Here is a 20,731-nt window from a genome sequence, read left to right as displayed (position 1 = left end):
CTGTCGTCCTCCGACACTGAAACCCGTTTACATGCCAAAAGCCCCATCTCATTCCCTGTGATGGAGCCGCGAAGGAAAAACCCGACCGAACCCTTCTTGGCGGAAGGATCCTGGCACTCGCCCGCGCGGCACGTTATGAACGCCCCCCCGGGCTGTCAAGGGCGGAAAAGCGCCAGGTGCGTCCGGCCTGCAGTTTCCGGCGCCGAGTTGGGGGCGTCCCCAGGCGGCCAGCTGAACACTCAACTCTTTGTCGTACAGAGGGTTGTCCGGGGACAACGAGGCAAACTGGACCCGGCCTCGAGAATGAACGAAGAGCGTTGGGGCAAACAATATCCCGACATGCTCGATCCGGCCCGAGCGGCCGGCGAAGAAGGCCAGGTCGCCCGGGACCGGTTCCTCCCCGCGGTCCAGCCGCCGGCACGCGGAAAGCTGTTGCGCGGCGTCCCTCGGCAGCCGCACGTCCTGTTCGAGCAGCGCCTGCTGGACGAATGCCGAGCAGTCGTAGCCTGCTGGGGTCCGCCCGCCCCAGAGGTAAGGCGATCCGAGCAGGCTGGTGATCCGCTGCGCGAGCGCTGGCCGCGCGTCACCGGGAAGGGCGACCGCCGAGCGATCCACCCACCCGCGGCGGGCGTCGGGCAGCTCCAACTCGATCCGGCCCCGGCTCCGGCGGCCGGGAATCGCGCGCGAGCCGAAGAAGACCGGGCCGGCACCGACCCCGCCGCGAGGGCCTGCGCTCAGCATCGCCAGCGGCGCAACCACCGACGCCCGGGCCTTGCGCCGCCAGGCTCGAACCCGGCGGTCGCTGGCGGGAACGAGCCCCCACTCGCGAACCCAGCCGCGGTAGCCGTCCGCGAGATTGGTGACGTGTCGCCAGCCCTTCCGGGCCACGCCCAGCCGCACGATCTCCCCGAGCAGGAGCTGCGACCCCAGTTCCGCCGTGTGGGCGGGCCGGCTGCGCAGGTCGAGCGCCGGCAGACTGACGACGGCGAAGGAATAACTCACTCCGCCTCGGGATTGAGCAGCGTGTAGCGGCCGAAGCCTTCCCGGTCGGCGAACACGAAGCGATGGTAGGGCTGGTGGTAGTACCAGATTTCGATCGTCGGCGATGTCGCGCTGCCCGGCTGCGACTCGACCTGGTCGGGAGGTCCGTAGCGGATGTAGATGCGGCCCATGTCCGAGCGCCAGCCCGGTCCGATGCCCTGGAACTGCCGATTGGCGTGGCGGAGCCGGCGATAGAACTCGATCAGGTTCTCGTTGACCGGGGTCTCGGGCGTGGGGTCGCGACGCGCCCAGAAGCGCTCCCAGGCCTCGGCCTGCTGGTCCTCGGGCAGGTTCCGCATGGCGTCGATCTCTTTGGGCTGCGCGATGTAGGAAAGCGCCTCGAGCATGAGCGCGTACTCTTTTCCCCTCGGCGGGCCGCTTTCCTCGACCTCGAACGTGCGCGACGTGCGCCAGCGCGACTTGCCCTCGACCCGTTCGACTTCGAGGAGGTAGTCGCCGATGAACAGTCCGGGGTTTCGCGGCCGCAGTTCGACGGGCTGCACCTCCTGCCGCAGCGTCAGGGTGGTGTCCCCTTCCTGGACGACCTCGCCCCCCGCCTCGCTGATCCGCCAGTGGAGCTTCGCCAGGCGCGGCCACTCGCCCGCGCGCCGGTCGAGGGCGACCGCGCGCGCGGTCAACCCGATGGCGCCGTCGCCGAACCTGCGGGTCGCGACCGGGGTGAACTTCCCGCTCGAGTCGCTGGTCCCAAGCTGGAGGTCCGAGAAGCCGACCGGCACATTCGCCAGATCGGCGAGATCGAGCTGGTCGTCGGCTTCGGACTCCACCCACGAGCTGACGTCGCGGACGCGGGCCCTGATCCGGTAGCGCCCCGGCGGAAGGTCGAACGAGCGGCGGACCACCAGCTGGTTGCGCTGGTTTCGGGTGGCGCCATAGCTCTCGACGAGCAGGCGCTTCTCCCAGGAGTCGCCAAAGAGCCGCCGACCGCCCGACGGCTCGAAGACGATCGAGAAGCCGGCTCCGCCCGCGTAGCCCCGTTGGAGCTTGTTCCAGCTGATCTCCGCATAGGGCAGCGTGAACGTGACTTCCACCGTCGGGTGTGCGGTGGAGTCGAGCGCCACCGCGACGTCCGCGGTGAACAGCGGGGGCTGCAGCGAACGCAGGGGCTGAAGCTCGCCCGAGGCGAGGGCGCCGGTGGCCACGAGAAGCACGGCGGCAGCCGCGAAGGCGGGCACGCCGATGCGACGCACGGCCTGGCCGGAGAGGTGGAAGGAAGGCACTGCCCGCACGCTAGCACATGCCGCTGGAGAGGGCCGCGTCCGGAAATTGTCCCTTGACGCGGGAGCCGTAACTGGAGGCAATTGGGTCTGACCGGGCCGATCCCACCCGACCCTTCGACTCGAGAGATCGTGCCTCGACCCTGCGTTCGCTTCGCATTCCCCCTTCTGGCGGCTGGCGCCGTGTTGCTGGGCTCGCCACGCTCCGCCCTCACGATGCCGCCCCCGCTCGGCGGCGTGTTGCCAGCGGTCGTGCACCAGGCCGCCGCGGCGGGGATCTTCGACCTGCCGGCGCGCCCCGCCCTCGGCACGAGCGCCAACCTGAGCGACTGGCTGGTGCCGGTCATCATGGTGAGCTTCACCGACAGCACCCTTCGCCACGGTCCCGGGGAACTGCGGTCGGCGTTGTTCGACACCACCCACGCGACCGCGACCGGCTCCGTGCCCGACTACTTCGAGTGGGCCTCGCGCGGGCACCTGCGCTTCCGGGGCGAGGTGGTCGGGGCGGTTCAACTGCCCCATCCCGAGAACTACTACACGAACGATTCCTACGGTCTGAACCCGCTTTCGACGCCCAACAACAACTGGGGGCTGATTCGCGACGCGCTCTTCGCCGCCGACTCGCTGGTGGACTGGAATCGCTACGATCGGGACGGGGACGGCTTCGTGGACATGCTGTGGATCGTGCACGCCGGGCTCGGGGCGGAACTGACGGGAAGCCGGCGCAACTTCTACTCCAACACCGCCCGCCTCGGCTCGGGCTGGAGTTTCGGCGGGGTGATCGAGACGGCGGACCTGCTGAATGGCTCCACTTCCCAGAAGGTGCGCGTGGACCGTTTCGCGGTGCTGCCGGAGATCTCGGGATTCAAGCCGGGAGCCCTGAGCGAGATCGGGGTCTTCTGCCACGAGTTCGGGCATGCCCTCGGGCTGCCGGATCTCTACGACACCGCGGCGCTCGGCGGCGCCGTCAATGTCGGCCCGGGAAACTGGTCCCTGATGTCCACGGGCGCGTATGGCGGCGACGGTCGCTCGCCCGAGTATCCGGTGCACCCGGGCGCGTGGCCCTCCCTCTACCTCGGCTGGTCCGCTGCCGCGCGCCCGGTGCGCGATTCGGTCGCGACGCTCGTGCCCGTGGCGGACGGCGGTCAGATCCTCGAGTACTCGTTTCAGGGCGAGGCGAGCTCGGAGCATTTCCTGGTCGAGAGCCGCGAGCGGTCGGGTTTCGATCGCAACCTGCCCGGCCGCGGCCTGGTGATCTACCAGGTGGACGAGGCCGCGATCGGCGCCCGGCTCGCCGCCAACCGGGTGAACTCCGGTCCGACTCCCGGACTCCGGCTGCTCGAGGGCGACGGCGACGACGACCTCGGGGACGGCCTGAACCGTGGCGATGGCAACGACCCTCTCCCCGGGGCGCTCGGCGTCACCCGGCTCGACGATGACACGAGCCCGTCGCTGCGAAGCGTCTCGGGCGCGGTGACGAACCTGGTGCTCGACGGAATCCAGCCCGCCACGGGCGGCACGACCGCCAACTTCCACGTGCGCGCCCCCGGCTGGGAACCGATCTCGACCGCTTCGGACCCCGCCTTCAGCCCGCTGCCCGACCCGGGCCGCAGCCGGCATGCGTTCGTGACTCCTCAGGGTCGTGAGTACGAAGTGTTCTCGGACTCGCGTTCGGGCAGGCCCCAGATCCTGTTGCACACCCGCTCGTTCGACGGCGACTGGGAGCCGGCGGAGCAGCTTTCGTCCAGCCCCGTCGCGGCCATCCAGCCGACGCTGGCCGCGCTTCCCGGCGGGGATCTCGCCGTGGCCTGGTCGGATCGCCGGAGCGGCACGTATCAGATCTGGTACCGCGCCCGCATCGCCGGCACCTGGCTGGGCGAAACCGCGCTGACCAGCGCGCCCGCCGCATGCACGGCTCCGGCGCTCGCCGCCGATGCGCGTGGCAGGATCTTCGCCGCCTGGCTCGAGCAGGGCTCGTCGCAGGCCACGCTCCGCTTCCTGACGTTCCACTGGGCCATGCCCTTCGGAACGGCGCTCGCGGTGACCGACTCGCTCGACGACCCCTCCGCCCCGGTGCTCTCCGCCTCGCCGGATGGGCGGGCATGGTTGCTGTGGCCGGATCGGCGTACCGGCCAGTACGCGGTGATGTTCGCGCGCTACGCCCCGGACTCCGGGCTGGGTCCGAAACTGCGCTACACCTCGAACGTCGTGCAACAGCAGGCGTCGGTGGATGTCGTGGCCGACTCGGCCGGCACGGCGCACGTGGTCTGGCAGCAGAGCGCGCCAGGCGCCAGCGAGCTTCACTACATGTCCCGCCCGGCGACCGGGTCGTTCGCGCCGCGCGATACCGTGCTCGAGAGCTCCAGCAGCACGCTCCAGAATCCCTCGCTCACCCTCGACGTCTTCGGCAACCTGCACCTGGCGTTCGAGCGCGACACGCCGGGTGGCATGCAGGTCCGCTACCGGCGCTTCGCGCGGGGCCGCGGCTGGGACTTCCGCTCGACCGACATCTCCGATCCCGCCGCCGGCAACGCCTCGAGAACGAGCGTGCTGGCGGTGACGAACGGCGGGGTGAGCGTCCTGTACACGAACTACGGCGCCTCCGGGTTCCAGCAGATGTCCCGCCGGCGCCGGCTCGACGGCAACGCGGTCCTCGGGGTCCCTCCGCCGGCGCCCGCTCCGGCGGCTTCCCTCGCGCTCGGGCCCAATCCGCTGCGCGCCGGAACCGGACTGCTGCTGAGCGGCGCCGCGATCGCTCCGGCCGCCCGCGTGGAGCTGTTCGACGCGAGCGGCCGCCGGGTCGCGACCACGATCGCGGCCGCCTCCGGCGGAAGAGCCGAGTTCCCCCGTGCGCTGACCGGCGCGCTCCCCCCCGGCCTCTACTTCGTCCGCGCCGGCAGGACCGCGCACGCCCGACTGGTGGTGCTGCGCTGATCGGCGTCGCGCTGGCCCTGACGTTGCTCGGTGCGCCCCTGCCCGTCGCGCTCGGCGGCTACCTCTCCGTGGACGACTCGCTCGCCGGACGCTGGGGGCTGGCGACCGCGTGGCGGTTCCCCGTCGGCGACCCGCGCGAGCTAGGACTTCCCGCGAACGCGGAGGGCAGGGGCTTTCGCATCAACCGCGGACTCGAGCGCGCGCGCGGGCGCGTCACGCACCAGGGCGCCGACCTCGCCAATGGAACGGCCGGCGACACGGTGCGCGCGGCCGCTGCGGGAATCGTCCTGCTCGTGCGGGCGGTGACGAACGGCAACGGTTACGGCGCGCACGTCGTTCTGGCCCACCGGCTCGGGGAGGATCGGGTCGCGTACTCGGTCTACGCGCACCTCGTGCGCGGCAGCCCGTGCGTGCGCGCGGGGGAGCTGGTCTGCGCCGGCGACGCGCTCGGGCTGGTCGGACGAACCGGCCGGGCGAGCACGCCGCACCTTCATTTCGAGGTGAGGCTGCCCGACTCGCCCGGCGAACGCTGGGAGAACGCCCCGGTCACGGACCCCGTTGCCTTCGTCGAGGACCGCCTCGGCGACGCTCCGACCGGCGCGAAGGAGCTGCTCGCCTACCTCGACTGGGCGAGGCTCGAATCGCTGCTTCCGGCCGGCCTTGCGGGCGACGCGCCGCTGACGCGCGACACCTGGTGGGGGATGCTGTCCGCCGCCACGGGTGACGACGGCACGCGAGCCCGGGCGGACGCGCCGGAACTGCGCGATTCGCTGATCGCCGCCGGGCTGCTTCCCGAGGAGCAGTTCGGCTCGCCGCCCGAGGAACGGCTCTCGTGGACCGAACTGGCGCGCGACGTGCGGCGGCTTCGCCAGGTGGGCGTGCGATCGCCGCATGGCCCGCTCGCCGCCGCGGCGCACGAGGAAGTGTGCGAACGTCGCTTCGGTGAGCACCGGCCCGCGGCCCGCTGGAAGTCGCTGCGCAGGCTGCCCGGCGACCCGACCGTCGCGGACGCCTGCGTGCTTCTCGCGGACCTCGCCGGCCCGCGAACGCCCGCCAGGATCCGCTCCACCCCGAAGCCGAAGTCACGGCGCGCGCCGCGAGGCGTCGGTCGCGGCGAGCGCCGCGGGTCTTGACGCTGCCTTCGGCCGGATGGCAATGTGCGCCGCGATCACAAGGCTGAGACGGGGACGAGTAGTCGCGCGCATGGCGGGAGCGAGCCGGGAAGGGTGAGAGCCCGGCGCACGATGGCGCGGCGAAGATCACCCCCGAGCCGCCGACCGAAACGCCCCGCGGCGAAGTAGGCTCGGACGGTGGCCCGCCGATACCGGGCTGGAGCCGGAAGGCTTCCCAAGGTGCGCGCCGTGAGGCGCGCGCGAAGTCGGGTGGTACCGCGACCTCCGTCGCCCCGACGGCGCACCCGCGCCGCGGGGCGTTTTGTTTTCGCGGTCGCACCCAGGAGGCACGAATGTCCGAGAAGGCGAAGAAGCCCGGCTGGCGCGAAACCTTGAACCTGCCCGTCACCGAGTTTCCCATGAAGGCCGACCTGACCGCCCGCGAGCCGCTGCGGATCGCCGAATGGAACGAGCGCGGGCATTACGCGGAACTCCGTCGCCGTCGCGCGGGGCGGCCCGTGTGGCTGCTGCACGACGGACCGCCCTACTCGAACGGCCACCTGCACATGGGGACCGCCGCGAACAAGATCTGGAAGGACGCGGCGGTCCGGCAGGCCTCGCTCGCCGGCTTCGACTCGCCGTTCGTGCCCGGCTGGGACAACCACGGCATGCCGATCGAGTTGCAGGTCGGGCGTGAGTTCGCCGAGCGCAAGCAGCGGCCCGGACGGCTCGAACTGCGGCGCGGATGCCGCGAATACGCGAGCCGGTGGATCGCGATCCAGCGCGACGAGTTCGTGCGTCTCGGCTGCTGGGGGGACTGGGCACGCCCCTACCTGACGATGGCGCCGGACTTCGAGGCCGAGATCCTCGAGACGTTCGCGACGCTGACCGCGCGGGGATTCGTCCAGCGCGGCAAGCGCTCGATTCACTGGTGCCCGACCGACCGCACGGCACTCGCCATGGCCGAGATCGAGTACCACGACGCCGCCTCGCCCTCGATCTTCGTGCGTTTCCCCTTGCGGCGCGATGCGACCGGGGCGCTGGCCGCGTGGCCGGGCGTGAGCGCGGTCGCGTGGACGACCACGCCCTGGACCCTGCCGGCGAACCTCGGTCTCATGGTGGACCCGAAGGCGGAGTACGCGGTCGTCCGGATCGGCGGCCGCGACCTGATCGTGGCCGGGGCGCGGGTCGCGCCGTTCGCCGAGTTGCTCGGCGGCGGCCACCAGGTGCTCGGGACGCTGCGCGGCTCGGAGCTCGCCGGTTCGATCTTCGAGGCGCCCTTCGGCAACGACTCGCGCGTGGTGGACGGCACGCCGTATGTCAGCATGGCGGACGGCACGGGGATCGTGCACACCGCCCCCGGGCACGGCACCGAGGACTTCATCGTCGGCATGCGCTCGGGACTCGGCGTCTTCTGCCCCGTGGACGAGGCCGGCCGCTTCACCGACGAGGTGGCGGAGTTCGCCGGCCGCAGCGTGCTCGAGGTGAACGACTCCATCATCGGGTGGCTGGCCACACGCGAGCGGTTGCTCCACTCGTCGGTCTTCACGCACGCCTACCCGCACTGCTGGCGCTGTCGCAAGCCGGTCATTTTCCGCGCCACCGACCAGTGGTTCATGATCGTGGACCACGACGGCCACCGCGACCGCTGCGTGAGCCTGATCGAGAACGCCGTGCGCTGGGACCCGGGCAGCTCGCAGAACCGCATCCGCGAGGCGGTGAAGAGCCGCCCCGACTGGTGCGTGTCGCGCCAGCGCACCTGGGGCGTGGGCATTCCGGCCGTCTACTGCGAGGCCTGCGGCGAACCGTCGCTGGATCCGCAGGTCATGAAGCGCGCGGCGCAACTGACGCGCGAACACACCTCCGACGTCTGGTACGAGCGGGCCGTGGAGGACTTCCTGCCGCAGGGCTATCGCTGCCCGAAGTGCGGCGCCGGCGGACCGTTTCGCAAGGAGACCGACGTGCTCGACGTCTGGTTCGACTCGGGCTCGACCCACCGCGCCATCCAGGTCACCCATCCCGAGCTCGCGCCCGCGTGGGAGGCGGCGCGGGCCGGCCGCGCCGAAGTCGTCTACTTCGAGGGCCCCGACCAGCACCGTGGCTGGTTCAACTCGTCCCTCATGGTCGGGGCCGGCGCCACGAACGCCGCGCCCTTCACGACCGTGTGCACGCACGGCTGGGTGCTCGACGGAAGCGGCCGGGCGATGCACAAGTCGCTGGGCAACGTCGTCTCGCCGATCGACCTGATCCAGAAGCACGGAGCCGACGTCGTTCGCTGGTGGGCGCTCTCGACCGACTGGCGGGGCGACGTGCGGGTCGGTGACGAGATCATGCAGCGGGTGGCAGACGCCTACCGAAAGGTGCGGAACACGTTCCGCTTCCTGCTCGGCAACCTGCACGACTTCCGGCCGGCGCTCGCGGTGCCGCGCGAGCAGCTGGGAGCGGTGGACCGCGCGTTCGCGGATCACCTGTCGGTCCGTCTCGCCCGGGTGCGCCAGGACTGGTCCGAACTGCTGTTTCATCGGGCGGTGGACGGACTGCTCGACCTCTGCACCGTGGACCTCTCGGCCGTCTATCTCGACGTCGCCAAGGACCGGCTGTACACGCTGGCGCCCGGGGCCCCCGGGCGGCGCTCGGCACAGACCGTGTTGTGGCGTGCCCTGCGTGGATTGACGCTCGCGGCTTCGCCCGCGCTCGTTCACACGGCCGAGGAGGTCTGGCAGCACCATCCGGGACTGCTGGAGGAAAGCGCGAGCGTCCACCTCTCGGATTGGGGCGACCTCGGCGACCCGGCCGCGGACCACGGCGACTGGAAGTTCCTGCTCGAAGCGCGTTCCGCCGTCAACGCGGCGATCGAACCGCTCCGGGCGGCGCGCACGCTGGCCACGACCGCGGAGGCCGAGGTCGTGATCACCGCCGCGCCGGCCTGGCTCGAGCGGCTGACCGCCTGGCGGGAGGAACTGGCATCGTTCCTGATCGTCGCCGGGGTCGAACTGCGGCCCGGCGCGCCCGGCGCGGAACCCGTGGTCGAGGTACGCCGCACCTCCCTGGCGAAGTGCGAACGCTGCTGGACCTTCCGGAGCGACGTCGCCGCCGGGGGCCCGGGGCCCGCCCTGTGCGCGCGGTGCGTGGAGGCGCTCGCGGCGCGCTGAACCGCTTCCGCGGTTCCCGGCCGGACCGCCCGCCGAGGCGGCCCGCCGGCGACCGGCCTCAGCGCTCCGGGCTTTCCAGCGGCAGCTCGGCCTGCGGCGGATAGCGGCGCTTGAGTTGCTCGACCAGCCCGCGGAACGCGGGCGTCTCGCCCTGCAGCGGCACCTGATCGGTGTCGATGACCAGGACTTCGGTCTCGCTCGCGGCACGGCGCATCCAGTCTTCATACGCGTCGTTGAGCCGCCGGATGTAGTCGATGCCGATGCCCTTCTCGCTCTCGCGCCCGCGCCGGGCGATGCGCGACATGAGCGTCTCGGGGCTCGCGCGCAGGTACAGGATCACGTCGGGCGGGCGCAGGAAGTCCACCATGACCCGGAACAGCGAGGTGTAGTTCTCGTAGTCCACGTCGGTCATCGAGCCCTGCGCGTGCAGCGTGCGCGCGAAGATCTCGGCGTCCTCGTAGATGGTCCGGTCCTGGATGAACGGCAGCGAACTTCGCCCGATCTCGACCTGGGCCTTGAAGCGCTCGCTGAGGAAGTAGATCTGGAGGTGGAAGCTCCAGCGCGGCATGTCTCGATAGAAGGGATCCAGGTACGGGTTCTGGATGACGGGCTCGTAGTACGCCAGCCAGCCGAGCTCCGCGCTGAGGCGATTCGTGAGCTCGGTCTTGCCCACCCCGATGTTCCCGGCGATCGCGAGGAAGAAGCCCTGGTTCAAGCGGTCACGCCCCAGTCGTCTCTTGTCACTTGCGTGAACTGAGGCCCTGAAAGTGACACTTCCCGGACCTTTCAACGGTGATTCGGGTGCGATAGTGCGCACGTCGCCCGCGGGGACGCATCCCGAAAAAAAAGGCGGAACCCTTTCCCTCCACCGCGCGTCTAGAGCGGTGAACGGACGAAGAGAAGTGGGGGGCCAGTTCGATGAATCTCGCGTGCGGCCCGCGACTCTGAGAACGAAGCCCCCCTTAGCTTCGCTGCGAACCCCGCCCGGGAATCCCGGGCGGGGTTTTCGCTGTCTTCATCCCTCGGGCGACGGCGGCCACGCTATCGGCGCGTGTGCCGAGCGTCAAGAATCCGCGCCGGATTCCTCGTCCTCGGCCGGCAGGTCCGGGCGTCGGAAGCGCGACGCCTCGAGCGCGTGCTTGCGCATCAGGTCGTGCAGCGTCGGTCGGCTCACGTCCAGATCGCGAGCCGCGCGTGTGACGTTGCCGGCGTTGCGCGCCAGCGCCGCGCTCAGCATTTCCCGCTCCGCTCGATCGCGGGCGTCCTGGAGCGTCGGCCGGTCCTGCGCGGGCTCGCCCACGGGCGGGAGGTCGAGATCCTCGGGGCGCAGGTACGAGTCCTGGGAGAGGATCGCCGCACGCTGGATGCGGTTCTCGAGTTCGCGCACGTTTCCCGGCCACGGGTGCGCCGCCATGGCCCGCAGCGCGGCCTGCGTGAATCCCTTCAGCTTGCGCCTGTGGTGACGCCCGTAGAACTCCAGGAAATACTCGGAGAGCAGTCGCAGGTCGTCCCCCCGCTCGGCCAGCGGCGGAACGGCGATGCTCACCACGCTCAGCCGGAAGTACAGGTCCTCGCGGAAACGGCCCTCCGCGCGCATCGCGTTCAGGTCGCGGTTCGTCGCCGCCACGACGCGCGCGTCCACGCGCATGGGCTCCCGCCCGCCGACGCGCTCGACGACGCGGTCCTGCAGGAAGCGCAGGAGCTTGACCTGCAGGTGCGTGGGCAGCTCGCCGATCTCGTCCAGGAAGAGCGTTCCGCCGTCGGCCAGCTCGAACTTGCCTTCGCGGGTGCGGTACGCGTCGGTGAACGCGCCGCGCTCGTGGCCGAAGAGCTCGCTCTCGAGGAGCTGCTCCGGGATGGCGCCGCAGTTGATCGGCACGAACGGTCCGTCCCGCCGCCCGCTCGCCTGATGGATGGCGTGCGCGACGAGCTCCTTGCCGGTGCCGTTGGCGCCCACGACCAGCACGCTGGCGTCGGTCGGCGCGACGCGCTGAACCAGACCGAACACCCGGCGCATGGCCTCGGATTCGCCGACCAGCCGGTGATAGCGCTTGCGCGAAACGGGCGCGTCGGGCGCCTGCGCCTGCTCGATGTGCCGGATGTGCAGCGCCCGGCGCAGGATGACGCGCAGTTCCTCGAGGTGGATCGGTTTGGCGTACCAGTCCACCGCGCCGCGGCGGATGGCGGCCAGCGCGTTCTCGCGGCTGTCGTTTCCGGTCACCATCACGACCTTGGTGAGCGGGTGGCGCTCGACGATCTCGTCGAGCAGGTCGAGGCCCTCGGGCCCCGCGGTCGCGGGCCCGAGCGTGACGTCGAGCGTCACGACGCTCGGCCGCTCGTCGCGCAGCAGCCGGCGCGCCTCCTCGGCGGTGCCCGCCGTCAGCACCTCGTACTCTTCGGCCAGGCCCCAGCGCAGCTGGTTCCGAATCGAATCCTCGTCGTCGACGATCAGGATCTTGTCGTGCGCCATGGACGCTTCCGCACCTTTCATCGTTCACCCGTCACGCCTGCGGCCTCGGGTTCCGTGCGCGCGGCCGCTTCCGGTCGGACGGGCAGAAGGACCGTGAAAGTCGTGCCGGCGCCCGGACGGCTGCTCACGTCGATGCGTCCTCCGTGCGCCTGGACGATGGTCCGGCACTGGGCGAGTCCAATGCCGAGCCCGTTTTTCTTGGTCGTGGCAAAGGGGCGGAACAACCTCGTGCGCACGAACTCCTCGCCCATGCCCCGGCCGTCGTCCCGCACGCGCAGCTCGAACTGCGGCTCGCCCGCTTCGCCCGGGCGGAGCCCGGCCTCGACTTCGACGTGCCCGCGGCCCTCGGTCGCCTCGCGGGCGTTCACCAGCAGGTTGACCAGCACGCGGGTGACCAGCCGCCGGTCGACGAAGATCTCCCCGCCGTCCTTCACGTGAACCGACAGACGCACGCCTTGCGCCTCTCCCGCGACGAGGCCCGAGTCGGCGATCGCCGACTCGACGATCTCCCGGCCGGTGCAGGGTTCGGGGCGCACATCGAGCGTGCGCGCGACGCCCGAGACGTGGTTCATCAGCTCGCGCAGCGAGGCGACGGTCCGCTCGACGACCGCCATGGCGTCGCGCTGGAACTCGGGGTTGCCGAGGTGCCGTCGCGCATTCTCGACCACCAGGGACAGACCCGAAACCTGGTTCTTGATGTCGTGCAGGACGAAGCTCGAGAGCCGGTTGAGCGATTCGAGCTGACGGGCCTCGGCGAGCAGTTCCGCCTGCCGTGCCGCCCACAACGTCGAGGCGACGTGGCGCGCGAACGAGGCCAGGAACTCGACGTCCTCGTAGGACCAGTCCTCGTCCACGCGCTTGCGCGAGACCCACAGCAGGCCGACGACCTCGTCGCCGACGGTGAGCGGCGCGCACACGGCCGCATGCAGGGCCTCGATCGTGTCGTGGCTCTCGACCAGCAGGGGCAGCATGTCGAGGTCGTGTTCCATGTCGTGGAACACCACCGGCAACTGCCGCCGGCCCAGGTGACCGAGGAGCGGGTGGCTCGCGGGCAGCGACGGGTCGACCCCCGCCGGCCCGTGCAGCAGTCGCAGGTCCCCCGCGTCGCTCCGCAGGTGGATGGCGATCCGGTCGGCCTCGAACACCGCGCCGACCAGCGACTCGACCTGCCGCGCGAGTTCCTCGGGACGCCCGGTGGGAACGAGCGATGACGTCACGCGCTCCCATTCGCGCCGGTAGTCGTACCGGTTCGCGTAGAAGTTGCGGTCCACGAACCGGCGGATCGTGCGGCTCGTGCGCGGGCTGAGCATGAGCAACAGACCGCCACCGCCGACGAACACCACGAACGCGAAGGTCACTCCGAAGCGCCATTGCTGCGACATCGCGGGCACGAGGCGGCTGAGCACCAGCACGCCGAGCATGAACGCACCCGCGAGCGTCAGCGTGACCGACGAGTAGTAGATGACCGGCCGGGCCACCGGCACGTCCATGTCCGAGAGCGTGCGGCGCGCCAGGGCCAGCGCCGCCACCACGCCGGCCACGAACAGGACCGGCGCCGAGCTCACCATCCAGCTCACCTTGAGCCCGCCGTAGAGAAGGCCGGCGGAAACGACCAGCAGTTCGGTGAGGATGCTGACGAGAATCGCCAGGAACAGCGGGCGCAGGCGCTTCTGCCCGCTCGCGGGCGCGACGCGCAGCATGCTCTCGAGGTTCATGAGCACGGCGACCATCGCCACCAGCAGATACATCAGGAACACCTTGCCGAGCGGGCCGAACACGACCACTCCCTCGGGTCCGTGTCCGGTGACGGCGCGCACGGCGAACGGAGTGGCCGCGGTCAACGCGAGCACGACGCAACCGACGAGCGACAGCACGAGGTAGGCGCCGGCGTTGCGCAGTTGCAGGCGCGGTTCGGGGCGGCCGAGCACGACGCTCAGCGTCAGCCACAACCACGAGACGAGGGCGGAGATCCGCGCCAGATACGTGGCCCAGACGCGCGCCTGTTCGGCGTCGGCCGCGTTCACCATCCCCAGCGTGCCCGCCTGGAACGCCGCGAGCGAAAGGAACGCCGACGCGAACAGCAGCGTCGTGAGCCACTGTCCCCGGCGAAGCAGGCCGAACAGCCCGATGCCGGCGAGCAGCATCGCGCTCGCCGCGACAGCGGCTCCCTGGACGGGCGATGCGTTCCAGCTCCAAGTCATGGGCGGCCCCCTCCCCGCGCCGAAGCGCCCGTCGAACCGAGCGCCCCCAGGTTGCGGGCGGCCGTGCGCCGCACGGACGCCGAAATGGCCCGCCGCGCCAGCTCCTCGTAGATCGCGACCGCGGTGGCCCGCCCTCCGGGGCGGCGTTCGGCGAGCGAGGCGGCCCGGAGCGCTCCGGACTCGGTGGTGGAATCTTCCGGGAAACGGCGCCACAGGTCCACAAGGGAAGACTCCGCCGGCGCGAAGGAGCCGAGGTCCGACAGGAGCTCGGCCCGGGCGACCCCCGCCTCCCGCTGGAACCGGGCGTCGCGGTTCGTGCTCAGCAGGTAGTCCATGCGTTCCACCGCGTTCTCGCCTTCCAGCCGGGCGAGATCCAGTTCGCCCGCCCCGACGTGATGCTCGACCACCCGCAGCATGGCCTTGAAGGCGTAGGGATGGGAGGGCGCGGCCGCCGCGAGCGCCACGAACTCCGCGCGCGCGCGCTGCCACTGCCCGAGCTGCTCGAGCAGCCGGGCGCGGCGGAAATGCGCTTCCGGACCGACCAGCCCCGGATCGGTCCAGCGGTCGAACAGGGCGTCGTAGGTGGCGAACGCGGAGTCGTTCCGGCCCATGGCTTCCCAGGCACGCGCGGCCAGCAGCAGCGCCGCTCCGGCGACCGTGCGGCTGTTCGTCGCCGAGGCCGCCCAGCGCGCATAGGAGATCGCCGAGTCCGGCACGCCTCCCTCGAGGGCGCACGCCGCCAGCGCCACCGCCTGCGCGGGACGTTCCCATGCGCGCTGCGTGGCCAGGGGGTGTCGCAGGGCGGCCAGCGCCCCCGGAGCGTTCCCGCGGGCGAGCCGGATGCGCGCCAGCGCCCCCGCGAGCGCGGAGGCGTCGGCCGGCCTGGCCCGGGACAGCGCCGCGGCGAAGGTCGCGTCGGCCGAGGCGAGAATCTCCGCCGCCTCTCCCGGCCGTCCGAGTTCCCGGAGTTCGGCCGCGACCGCGACCGGCGCATCGAGCACCTGCCGCACCGGCCCCGTGCGGTCCGGGTCGCCGAGCGGATCGAGAAGCGCCAGTGCCATTCGCTCCCGAAGGGCTTCGTCGAAGCGTCCCAGGCGATCGAGCGCGCGCGCCGAACCGGCCCGGGCGGTGACCACGACTCCGGGCAGAGCACTCCATCGCGCGAGCGCCTCGCGCCAGAGCTGCAACGCCCGCTCGTCCTCCCCGGCCGACGCGGCGAGCCGGGCAAGCGACAGCGAAGCGCGCGCCGAGGCGAGCGCGACGTCCCGCGCCGGCCCGTGCGCCGGCGGAGCGCCCCAGCGCGAGGCCGGGAAGCGGGACACGATGTCGTCCAACCGGCGTTGCGCCGCGGCACGCTCCGGACCGGCCTCGCGCGGATCGCCGGCCTCCGCCCCGCGCACGCTTCGGGCGGCATGGTAGAGCGCGCGCTCGGCCTGCCAGCGCGACCACAGCACCGGGTCGCCGCAGCCGGCGAGCAGCGCCGCCACGAACGTCGCCGCCACGGCTCTTCGGCCGCGCATCAGGATTCCTCCGTCCCGGCGCCGACGCCGCCGAGCCAGGCGAGGGTGATCGCACCGCTGGCGAGCATGCCGAGAATCGCTCCGGTCGCGGCGCGCAGCAGGACCGCGGCCGCGACCAGCTCGGGCATGCCGCGCTCGATGGCCGTGGAGGCCGCCGCGACCGACGCCGAGGCGAGGCCGGCCGCGGGGACGAGCAGCAGCATCGCCACCGCCGCGGGCAGGAAGCCGTTTCCCCACGTCGCGGGCAGCCCGGCCAGCGCCCGCGGACCGGAACGGTGACCGAGCACGACCAGCGCGGGCGCGAAGGCGCAGGCGATGCGCACGAACAGCAACGCCGCGTCCGCGGCCGGCGGCGCGAACGAGCGCGCCAGCCCGGAAAGGCGAACGAGCGGCAGCGCGTGCAGCATCGCCTGCAGCCCGAGCGTCGCGGCCGAGACCGGCAGGGCGGCGATGAGCAGCGCGCCGGCGCGGCTCATGCCTTCGGACCAGGCCGCGGCGGACCCGTCCGGCAGGCCGCGGAACTGGCGTTCGAACAGTCGCGCGGAGACGCCGGCCATCACCGGCAGCACGAGCACGCCGGTCAGCAGGCCCGCGTCCCGGGCCAGGCCCGGCAGCCGCCGGAACAGTTCCGGGTAGCGCAGCGACGCGTCGCCCTCGAGGGCGCGCAGCAGCGGCGCCGCGAACCACGAGACGAGCGGGTGCGCGCTCCACCAGCAGGCGAGAATCCCGACCGCCTGCAGGGCGAACAGCAGCAGCCATGGCCCCCAGATTCGCGGCCGGCGGCACGCGCGCACGGCACCGAGCAGGCACTGCCAGCCGAAGGCGACCTGCTCGAGCGCGTTCACGGCACGGCGGGGGCTGCCGCGCGCGCCCGCGCGAACACCGCGGGCAGCTCGCGCGCCACGAGTCCCGAGAACTCCCGCGCGCGCTGCGTCGCGCCCTCGACACCGTCCTCGCGCAGCACCGACTCGACGCGCACGAACGTGCCCCACGAGCGGTTGTCGAGCGCGCCCAGCACCGCCATGCGCGAGCGGAAGGCGCCGACGTCGCCGGTCGAGAGCCCGTCGGTGGTCCACCAGTACCAGACCACGCGGCTGTCGTCGCGGCGTTCGGCGATGCAGGTGTTGACGATCAGGCCCTTCGGCGAGCCGTCGTCCACTCTCGCGCGCCCCGGCTGCCGCACCGCGTAGCCCTGCGACGTGTAGCAGAGCAGCGGATCGTGCGCGCCGTATCGGCGATTCTGGTGGTAGACGAGGCACAGCCACACCGACCGCGTCCCGTCCACGTAACGGCGGATCAGCAGGTCGTCGGCGCGCAGCTCCTCGACCACGGCCTGCTCGAACTGCGCGTCGGTGCCCTGCCACGGCCCGAACTCGTGCGGCACGCCGCGCAGGATGCCGTGACCCGCGGCGAGGTCGATGGGCGGCGTCAGCAGCACCGAGGCCGAGGTCGCGACGAGCATGACGACGGCGGCGAGGAGCGTCTTCATGCCCTGGCCCCCTTCGGGGTCAGCAGTTCGCGCAGTCCCAGCAGCGCGGCCAGCGCGACGCCGTAAACGACGTACCCGGTCATGTCGTGAAACGTGCCCGAGGCCCAGACCACGCCGCGCCTTTCCGCCGCGACGATGACGAGCAGCAGACGCACGGCGTTGCCGAGGATCGCGATCGGGGTCGCCGCCAGCAGGACGGTCGCGCGCCGCCAGAACCCGCCCTTCTGGAAGTAGGCGAACAGGGTTCCGGTCGCGAGCAGCGCCAGCAGCGAGCGCAGTCCGCTGCACGGGTTCTCGACCCGCAACTCGCCGGAGGCGAGCAGGATGGACATGCCGTCCCGCTCGAGAGGCACGCCGAGCGCGTGCGCGGCGCCGACCGAGGCGCTGACCGAGATCTCCTTGAGCGCGAAACTGAGCGAGTTCATGACCAGGGGCGGAAACGTCAGCATGAAGCCGAGGTAGGCGATCGGAAACGCCAGCATGCGCGTCATCGCCGTCCCGAGAAACGCGAGCGAGAGTCCGAACAGCAGCGGCAGCAATCCCCAGCCCTGCAGCGCCAGCACGTCGGCGCGCACGCCCACGACCTGCATCAGGCACCCGAGTCCCACGAGCGCGAGTCCCCAGGTGGCCGGCCGCACCGGCAGGGCCCGCAGCCGGTCCCGCCGCAGCCAGACGAGCACCAGCGAGGTGGCCGGCACGAGCGGACCGTGGGAGTAGTTGTCGTTCGTCGCCCAGGTCTCCCACAGCGTCGCCAGCGTGCGATGCCAGGCGAGTGCCACGAGCGCGAACAGCAGGGCGCCCTTCAGCCACGCGCCCGCCCGCCCCTTCGCGGGCGCGACCATCGTCGGGACGCTCACCGGATCCCCCGCATCGCGAACAGCGTCAGGGCGGTGCGCACGAGGATCTCGGTGTCGAAGCGGGTCGAGTTGCGATCGAGGTACTCGCGGTCGAGGGCCACCTTCTGCTCCATGGGGATTTCGTCACGGCCGTTGATCTGCGCCCACCCCGTCAGGCCGGGGCGAAGCGCATCCACCCCGGCGGCCTGTCGCAGGCCGATCAGATCATACTGGTTGTAGAGCGCCGGTCGCGGTCCGACCAGCGACATGTCGCCACGGACGATGTTCCACAGCTGCGGCAGCTCGTCGAGGCTGGTGCGGCGCAGGATCGCCCCCACACGCGTGATTCGGACGCTTCCGGGCGTCACCAGATGCGTGGCGAGGTCCGGCGTGCCCGCCGCCATGCTGCGGAATTTGAAAAGAATGAACTCGGCGGAGCCGCGGCCGATGCGGCGCTGCCGGAACAGCACGGGGCCGGGCGATTCGAGCCGGATGGCGAGGGCGACCAGCAGCATCAGCGGCGACGTCAGGATCAGTCCCGCGCAGCCGAGGACCACGTCCGCGGCGCGCTTGACGAACGCCCGGGCCCCCCGTGGCAGCGGGCCCACGTCCCGGCCGTGCGACTCGAGCCGGGCCTCGAGCAGCACCTGGACGAGCCTCTCGCCGAGCGCGCGCCGCGAGTGCTCGCGCTCGACGAACACCGGCCCGGCCGCGGCGAGCGCTTCGCGGCGACCGGGATCGTCGCGAAGCGCCCGCACCGCACGCGCGAGCGCCGCTCCGTTCTCGGGCTCGACGACCAGGCCGCCTTCCGAGGCTTCGATCACCGCCGCGGCATCGCCGCGCACCGCCGCGACGACCGGGCAGCCGCAGGCCAGGTAGTCGAACAGCTTGACCGGGATGGTTTCCCCCGCGAACTCGCTCGCCCGGGTCGTCGCGACGGCGACGTCGGCTTCGTGGAGGAGCGGGACGAGCGCGGCGGGCGCCACGCTCGGCTCGAACGTGACGTTGTCGAGCCCCCGCCCGACGGCCGCCCGCTCCAGCCCCTGCTTCGCCACCCCGTCGCCCACGAGCCGGAACCTCACCCCTTCGGACTTCAGCTCGGCCGCCGCATCGAGCAGCGCATCCATGCCGTGCACGAGCCCGTGCGTGCCCGCGTACAGCACGGTGAACGGCCGTCCGCCGCGCTCCGCCCGCTCGGCCGGCGGCCGGAACAGCTCGGTGTCGGCGCCGTTCGGCAGGAAGACGAGCCTCCGCGGCTCGAACCCGCGCGACTCGAGCTGGCGCTTCATGCCCGGGGTGACCACCAGCACGCGGCTGCTGCGGGACTGGAAGAATCGCGCGACGCCGTCGAGCACCCGGGCGACGAAACCGGGCCGCATCTCACCCAGGGCGATCGCCGCGTGCGGCCAGTCGTCGCGGCAGTCGTTCACCAGCGCCGCCCCGCGCAGACGGGCCGCCAGCCAGGCGGTGAGCCCGTGGAAGAGCGGCGGCGTGGTGACGAGCACGACATCGGGTCGCGGTCCCGCGAACGCGACCGGCAGGGCCGAGAGCGCGAAGCTCAGGTGGTTCCACAGGCGCGTGAGCGACGTCTTGCGCGGCGTCGCGTACAGCCACACCCGCTCGACGCGGATACCGTCAGCCTGTTCGGTGCGACGGCGAACACCGCGGTACTCGGGGCGCACTTCGCCTGCCGGGTGGTTGGGCAGGCCGGTCAGCACGCGCACTTCGTGGCCCGCGCGGGCGAGCGCGCGCGCGAAGTGCAGGGCGCGCGCGGGCGCGGCCCCCGTCTCGGGCGGGAAGTACTGCGTGACGAACAGCACGCGCATGGGCTCGCCGGGCCTCCGGGTCAGGCGGGCGTCGCGACGACGAGCTGCCGTCGCGCGAAACCGTGTCCGAGCTGCCAGGTGCGCTGCAGCGGCCGCAGCAGACCTTCGTACACCGGGTCCGGCAGCGTGCCCAGTCCGCCCCAGTAAAGCTCGTGGTGCACCATGCGCAGTCCGTTCGCCGCCAGGATGCCGCGGATCTCGCGCGGCGGGAACGGCCGCTCGACCGCGTACGAGTAACGCTCCCCGTCGGGGGCGACGTACTCCTGGTGCACGTGGTCGCCGCGCAGTTCCTGCAGTCGCGCGAGATGCTCGGGGTGCGCGCCGTTGATGTCGCCGACGACCAGAACACCGCCCGGCCGCAGGTGCCGGCGCGTCTGCTCGAGGAAGCGATCCAGCGGATCGATGTGCGAGAGCGCGTTGTAGACCCACACGAGGTCGTAGTCCGCGTCCCAGTCGCGGGTGAGATCGGCGCGCACGTAGCGCACCGGAAGCGCCCCGGCGGTCACCTCGGCGTGGAACTCGAGCCGCTTCTGCGCCGCGTCGAGCCGGTCCGGGCGCAGGTCGGCGCCCACCACGTCGGCGCCCGCGGCCGCGTAGAGCATCGAGTAGGTGCCGAAGCCCGAGCCCGCGTCCATGACGCGCGGACGGGCGCCGAGCTCCCGCGCCCGGGCGACGATCCAGCGCGCCGTCCAGCCGGCCTCGCTGCGCCAGAAGCCGCGCAGGTAGCGGCGGATCCGCGCCTCCTCGCCCGGCGCCGGCAGGCGGTTGTAGTAGCTGGCGAACGCTTCGCGCTCGGCCTCGGGCAGCCGCGGCTGGACCGGCCCGTATTCCTTCTCGATGGTCCAGCGCACGAAGCGCTCGAACGCCTCACGCGCCTTCGATTCGTCGCTCATGAAGATTCCTTCCCGGTTCTCG

Annotated in this window: 14 protein-coding genes; 3 read left to right on the top strand and 11 right to left on the bottom strand. The window is 71.9% G+C overall.

Annotated features, from left to right (window positions below; translation table 11 throughout):
• Positions 1-48 precede the first annotated feature (48 nt).
• Positions 49-1,002, bottom strand: a complete 954-nt coding sequence (locus tag IT347_10070) for a C40 family peptidase (GenBank protein ID MCC6349918.1) — start codon at positions 1,000-1,002, stop codon at positions 49-51.
• Complete coding sequence (locus tag IT347_10065) at positions 999-2,279, bottom strand: GWxTD domain-containing protein (protein ID MCC6349917.1); 1,281 nt, start codon at positions 2,277-2,279, stop codon at positions 999-1,001. The genes IT347_10070 and IT347_10065 overlap by 4 nt, the downstream gene beginning before the upstream one ends.
• A gap of 213 nt (positions 2,280-2,492) precedes the next feature.
• Here IT347_10065 and IT347_10060 point away from each other — a divergent pair, with 213 nt between their 5' ends.
• From IT347_10060 to ileS, 3 genes are all read left to right on the top strand, one after another.
• The gene (locus tag IT347_10060; protein ID MCC6349916.1) at positions 2,493-5,210 is read left to right on the top strand and encodes a M6 family metalloprotease domain-containing protein; all 2,718 of its coding nucleotides are present in this window, start codon (positions 2,493-2,495) and stop codon (positions 5,208-5,210) included.
• Positions 5,211-5,233: 23 nt separating this feature from the next.
• Positions 5,234-6,343, top strand: coding sequence for a M23 family metallopeptidase (locus tag IT347_10055; GenBank protein ID MCC6349915.1), 1,110 nt, complete (start codon positions 5,234-5,236; stop codon positions 6,341-6,343).
• Between the two features lie 332 nt (positions 6,344-6,675).
• A complete protein-coding gene (gene ileS / locus IT347_10050; protein MCC6349914.1) occupies positions 6,676-9,474 on the top strand; it encodes an isoleucine--tRNA ligase in 2,799 nt (932 codons plus the stop codon).
• A gap of 58 nt (positions 9,475-9,532) precedes the next feature.
• Here the strand turns inward: ileS and IT347_10045 are convergent, their stop codons facing one another.
• The 9 genes from IT347_10045 to IT347_10005 all read right to left on the bottom strand — a co-directional run bounded on the left by IT347_10045 (position 9,533) and on the right by IT347_10005 (position 20,709).
• Entirely contained in the window at positions 9,533-10,189 is a 657-nt protein-coding gene (locus tag IT347_10045) for a deoxynucleoside kinase (protein ID MCC6349913.1), read from the bottom strand.
• 348 nt (positions 10,190-10,537) lie between these two features.
• Positions 10,538-11,944, bottom strand: a complete 1,407-nt coding sequence (gene prsR, locus IT347_10040; GenBank protein MCC6349912.1) for a PEP-CTERM-box response regulator transcription factor — start codon at positions 11,942-11,944, stop codon at positions 10,538-10,540.
• Between the two features lie 17 nt (positions 11,945-11,961).
• Positions 11,962-14,145: a PEP-CTERM system histidine kinase PrsK gene (prsK, locus tag IT347_10035; GenBank protein ID MCC6349911.1), complete on the bottom strand. Its 2,184-nt coding sequence runs from the start codon at positions 14,143-14,145 to the stop codon at positions 11,962-11,964.
• Entirely contained in the window at positions 14,142-15,665 is a 1,524-nt protein-coding gene (locus IT347_10030) for a hypothetical protein (GenBank protein MCC6349910.1), read from the bottom strand. Before IT347_10030 ends, prsK begins: the two co-directional genes overlap by 4 nt.
• The gene (locus IT347_10025; protein ID MCC6349909.1) at positions 15,665-16,510 is read right to left on the bottom strand and encodes a hypothetical protein; all 846 of its coding nucleotides are present in this window, start codon (positions 16,508-16,510) and stop codon (positions 15,665-15,667) included. The genes IT347_10030 and IT347_10025 overlap by 1 nt, the downstream gene beginning before the upstream one ends.
• Positions 16,507-17,154 carry an EpsI family protein gene (epsI, locus tag IT347_10020; protein MCC6349908.1) on the bottom strand — a complete coding sequence of 216 codons (648 nt, stop codon included), beginning with the start codon at positions 17,152-17,154 and terminating at the stop codon, positions 16,507-16,509. Before epsI ends, IT347_10025 begins: the two co-directional genes overlap by 4 nt.
• Complete coding sequence (locus tag IT347_10015; GenBank protein MCC6349907.1) at positions 17,151-18,011, bottom strand: exosortase/archaeosortase family protein; 861 nt, start codon at positions 18,009-18,011, stop codon at positions 17,151-17,153. The genes epsI and IT347_10015 overlap by 4 nt, the downstream gene beginning before the upstream one ends.
• A complete protein-coding gene (locus IT347_10010) occupies positions 18,008-19,816 on the bottom strand; it encodes a sugar transferase (GenBank protein ID MCC6349906.1) in 1,809 nt (602 codons plus the stop codon). The genes IT347_10015 and IT347_10010 overlap by 4 nt, the downstream gene beginning before the upstream one ends.
• 20 nt (positions 19,817-19,836) lie before the next feature.
• Positions 19,837-20,709 carry a class I SAM-dependent methyltransferase gene (locus tag IT347_10005; protein ID MCC6349905.1) on the bottom strand — a complete coding sequence of 291 codons (873 nt, stop codon included), beginning with the start codon at positions 20,707-20,709 and terminating at the stop codon, positions 19,837-19,839.
• Between the last annotated feature and the right edge of the window lie 22 nt (positions 20,710-20,731).

The organism is Candidatus Eisenbacteria bacterium (assembly GCA_020847735.1).
Lineage (GTDB): Bacteria > Eisenbacteria > RBG-16-71-46 > RBG-16-71-46 > RBG-16-71-46 > CAIXRL01.
The sequence above is the reverse complement of the archived record's forward strand: the minus strand, read 5'-3'. Positions and strand labels throughout refer to the sequence as shown.